Consider the following 4,136-nt stretch of genomic DNA (forward strand, 5'->3'; position numbering starts at 1 on the left):
CGATCGCGACGCCGCGCACCGCGCGGTCCGGCGCCGCCGCGCCCAGCATGTTGCGGGCGAGGCCGACGTTTCGTGCCAGGCCCTGGGCCGAGGCGCGCACGCCGCAGATGCGGGCGAAGCGCAGCAGCGCCGCGACCGAGGTCGGGCCGGCGAAGCCGATCCGCACCAGATGATCGATGCCCTGGTCGCGAAGCCGCGTCAGCCAGGCCACCACCGGCTCCGGCGCCATGGTGAACTGGGTGACGACGTGGGCCGACAGGCCGGTCGCCGCGGCAGCCTCGAGCTTGGCGGCGAGCGCCCGCTCCAGCGTGATGGGCGCGATGCGCGGATGTCCGTCGGGATAGCCGGCGATGCCCACCTCGCCGATGCCGGCGCTCTGCAGGAGGCCGCTTTCGATCAGCTCGACGGCGGCCCGGAATGGGCCGGCCGGCTCGGCGCGGTCCCCGGCGATCACCAGCACGCGCGTCACGGCGGCGCGCTCCACCATGCGGCCGATGTGATCCGACAGGGCGGCGGCGCTGCCGAAGTTGCGCACCGCCACATGCGGCACCGGCTCGAATCCGGCCTGTCGCACGGCCTCCACCACGGCGATCTGCTCGGCGAGCGGCCGCGACGGCAGCTCGCTCACATAGACGGGCGTGCCCGGCGCGGCGTGGGTGCGAAGCGCCGCGGCGTCGTCGTCCGGAAGGCGCGTCGTCTCGAACGAGGTCGCCGCCATGAAGGCGGCGATCGCCGCGACATCCTGTTGCGTTCCGGTCTGCATGCGGGCCGCCGTTCGGAGCGCCATCACCATCTGATCACCTAATGTCGCCGTCTGGAGATCACGTAGGATTCGTCGTGGAACCACAGGCCGCCCTGCGCCTGCAGCACCTCGCGTGTCGCGTCGAGATAGCGGCCGTCCGCCACCACGGCGGCGAGCCGCTCGTCCTCCACCTGGGCGACGTAGACGGCCGCGTTCCAGGCCGCGAACAGGGTCGAGGTGCCGATCGTCTCGGAGAGCTCGCCCGGCAGCGCGTGCATGTCGTAGCGGAACAGGGCGCGATTGTCGGCGAAGGCGTTGAACACGAGATCGCGGCCGTCCGGCCCGAGCTCCTCCTTCACGGCGCGCAGGATGTCGTGACGGTCGTGCACGAAAGGGTCGTCGCCCGGCCACACCCGCTGGACGATCTCCTGTCCCGGATCGTGACCGTAGGAATGCACGGCGATCAGCCGGCCGCCGGGCCCGAGCGCGCGGGCGAGCGGTGCGATCACGCGACGCGCCTTGAAGGTCAGCGGCGCTCGCGCCCGATAGGGCTGCGACGCGATCACCAGATCGTAGTTGGCGCTGCCCTGGCCGGGTCGCGGGATCACCGAATCGAGCAGGAAGCGGTGATCCTCGCGATAGATCACCAGCACGACCGGCCGCTCGAAGGCGGGGTTGCCGGTGCGCGGATCGATGCCGGCGTTCCAGTTCTCGGCCAGGAACGCTTCCAGGCCGGTGATCTGCTCCTCGAACCGGTGCGCCGAATTGCCGGACAGCGCGAGCTCGTGCCAGACGATCCGGGCCTCGGTCGCGGGCGAGCGCGCCTTGAGCCACGGCGCGTCCGCATAGGCGAGATTGGTCAGCACCAGCACCTGGGCCGGATGCTCGAAGAAGCGGTCCGGCATCTTCTGCAGCGTCAGCCGCACGTCCTCCAGGCTGATCTCCTTGCCGACGACGCAGGACGGCATGGTGGGGAAGCGGTCGTGCATGGCGCGCATCACCCGGGCCAGCACGGTGCCGTCGCCGACGCCGGCGTCGAACACCCGCAGCGAAGGCGGCCGCGGCGAGATGCCGGCGAGCTCCAGCGCGACCCGCTGCGCCACCACGCGCTTCTCGCTGCATGTGTGGACGAACAGCAGGTACTTCTGGCGATTGTCGAAGAAGCGGAAATGCCGCTGCGGGCTCGCCTCGCTCGGCACGGCGCGGGGCAGCAGCGGCGTGCGCGCGGCGAGGCCGTTCGGCCGCATCAGCAGCGACGAGCGCAGATCCGGCGGCACCCGGTTGGCCTGCATGAAGGACCGGATCCGGTCGAGCGTCTCGGTCGTGATGCGGCCGCCGTTGCGCAGCCGCGCGGCGAGCTTGCCGTCGTTGACGGCGCGCCGGCCGAAGGTCGACTCGGCCAGTCCCGTCTCGCGGCAATAGGCGGAGATCTCCTGGAGCAGCTCCTGGGCGTTCATCGGCGCATCCTCCAGGCCGTGGCCCACGTCTGACGCGCGGATTACGGCCCACTCCATTCGATCGTCGCGGATTCGGTGGGTCAACCACAAAGTGGCCCACGCGGCCGGTGGGACGCCGGTGGGCGAGTCACGATCGCGTTGGCCCGCCTGCTGCACTGCCGCGACCGCGCGGTCTCGGGTCGATGAAACAGTTGCGAATTGCCGCGCCGCAGTCGATAGCTCGCGCGGTTCGCACGGAGTCCCCGCCATGCCGCGCTTCGCCGCCAATCTGGCTTATCTGTTCGCCGACCGGCCGCCGCTCGAGCGCTTCGCCGCGGCCGCCGCGGCGGGCTTCCGGGCCGTCGAGCTGCAGTACCCGTACGATCTCGATCCTGCGGCCGTGCGGCAGGAGCTGAGACGGCACGATCTCACGATGCTCGGCATCAACACGCCACAGCTGCCCGACGCCCCGTCGGGTCTCGCCGGGGTCCCGGGACGCGAGCCGGAGTTCGCGGCGATGTTCGAGACGGCGCTGGCCTTCGTGACGGCGATCGGCGGGCGGACGATCCATTGTCTCGCCGGCGTGGTCGCGACCGAGCGCGAGGCGGCCGGCGAGGTGACCTTCGTGAAGAACCTGCGGCACGCCGCGGATCTCGCGGCCCCGCACGGTCTGACCATCCTGATCGAGCCGCTCAACACGGTCGATCGGCCCGGCTATCTTCTCACCCGGGCCGAGCAGGCCGCCGCCGTCATCGAACGCGTCGAGCGCGCCAATGTGAGGATGCAGTTCGACTTCTATCACCAGCAGATCATGGGCGGCGATCTGCTGCGCCGCTTCGAGCGTCATCTGCCGGTGATCGGTCACGTCCAGATCGCCGCCGTGCCGAGTCGCGCCGAGCCCGACGACGGCGAGGTGAATTATCCGAACGTCCTGCTGGCGCTGGACCGGCTCGGCTATGCCGGCTGGGTCGGCTGCGAGTATCTGCCGCGTGGGCGCACCGAGGACGGTCTCGGGTGGGCGGCGGCCTACGGGCTGGGCCGGCCCGCGAGCTGAGTGCGCCGCACAACATCGTTCGTTGCATTCGAGCGATGGTGTTAGCCGCTCCTTAAGGGACCGCGCGCAGGCTCGGTGATCCGAATCCGTCCGCAGCGGGCGGATCGCGAAGGAACGCGAGAGGGCCCCATGTTGAGCTCTCGCAAGACACGCTTCCAGTGGAGCAAGCAGGATCGCGGCGGCGAGGTGACGCTGTTCAGGTCCATGGCGCAGCACTGGCAGCCGCCCGTCCATCGCCACGACTCCGAATTCGACGTCGAGGTGAAGAGTTCGCCGGCCCACACGGAACCGGCCTCGCCCGAGACGCCGACCTGGACGCCGTGGCTGTGGGTCGACTGAGCGTCGCCGCACGGAATCGATCGATGTCGAGCCCGGCGCGTTGACGTCGGCTGGCCGGTTCCTCCGGTCTGCTGGATCGACGACGGGCCCATGGTGCATCACGAGTGGTCACTGCCGGACGGAGCGTCCGCCCCCTCGCGGCGGCTCGCCGCGGCGCTGCGCGAGGCGAGGATCGCTTCGGCGGAGCAGACCGGCGTCGTCGTCGAGTTGCGCGAGGCCGAGATCGCCCGCCTCGACATCCTCCACGAGATGCTCGCGCCGCTGTTCGCCGAGGTCCCGACCGGCATCGAGCTGTTCGATCCCGGCGTGTCGGGTGGCGAGACGCCACGCCTGTGGGTCGATGCCGTCGCCCATGTGGCGATGGGGCGGGATCGGCGCACCTACCGCTTCCTGCAGGACACGCGGTCCGGCCGAAAGGTGCGGGCCGAGACCGCCGATGTGCGCGAGATGGCCGAGGCGGTGACGCGTTACGTGGCGCAGCGGCTGGTCGAGCGCGAGCGCACCCTCTCCGGCGATCCACCCGAGCCTGCCGCCGAGGCGGCCTGGCGTCCGCCGCGGCGGCGCC

General features: G+C 71.1%; 5 protein-coding genes. 3 read left to right on the plus strand and 2 right to left on the minus strand.

All coding sequences use genetic code 11. From position 1 onward, the window contains the following. On the minus strand, positions 1-787 hold a 787-nt coding region (locus tag CH341_RS28905; protein ID WP_146604666.1), incomplete at its 3' end, for a methylenetetrahydrofolate reductase. A gap of 14 nt (positions 788-801) precedes the next feature. Next, the gene (locus CH341_RS28910; protein WP_111422689.1) at positions 802-2,199 is read right to left on the minus strand and encodes a hypothetical protein; all 1,398 of its coding nucleotides are present in this window, start codon (positions 2,197-2,199) and stop codon (positions 802-804) included. 247 nt (positions 2,200-2,446) lie between these two features. Here CH341_RS28910 and CH341_RS28915 point away from each other — a divergent pair, with 247 nt between their 5' ends. From CH341_RS28915 to CH341_RS28925, 3 genes are all read left to right on the plus strand, one after another. Then, the gene (locus CH341_RS28915) at positions 2,447-3,232 is read left to right on the plus strand and encodes a hydroxypyruvate isomerase family protein (RefSeq protein ID WP_111422683.1); all 786 of its coding nucleotides are present in this window, start codon (positions 2,447-2,449) and stop codon (positions 3,230-3,232) included. Positions 3,233-3,361: 129 nt separating this feature from the next. Then, a complete protein-coding gene (locus CH341_RS28920) occupies positions 3,362-3,571 on the plus strand; it encodes a hypothetical protein (protein WP_111422685.1) in 210 nt (69 codons plus the stop codon). A gap of 90 nt (positions 3,572-3,661) precedes the next feature. Further along, positions 3,662-4,136 (plus strand): hypothetical protein (locus CH341_RS28925; protein WP_111422687.1); only part of this gene is annotated, 475 nt, incomplete at its 3' end.

This window comes from Rhodoplanes roseus (assembly GCF_003258865.1).
In the GTDB taxonomy this organism is placed as follows: Bacteria; Pseudomonadota; Alphaproteobacteria; order Rhizobiales; family Xanthobacteraceae; genus Rhodoplanes; species Rhodoplanes roseus.

Coding starts and splice junctions, on each gene's coding strand:
- CH341_RS28920 (WP_111422685.1), top strand. CDS start 3,362: ATGTTGAGCTCTCGCAAGACACGCTTCCAGTGGAGCAAGCAGGATCGC.
- CH341_RS28915 (WP_111422683.1), top strand. CDS start 2,447: ATGCCGCGCTTCGCCGCCAATCTGGCTTATCTGTTCGCCGACCGGCCG.
- CH341_RS28910 (WP_111422689.1), bottom strand. CDS start 2,199: ATGAACGCCCAGGAGCTGCTCCAGGAGATCTCCGCCTATTGCCGCGAG.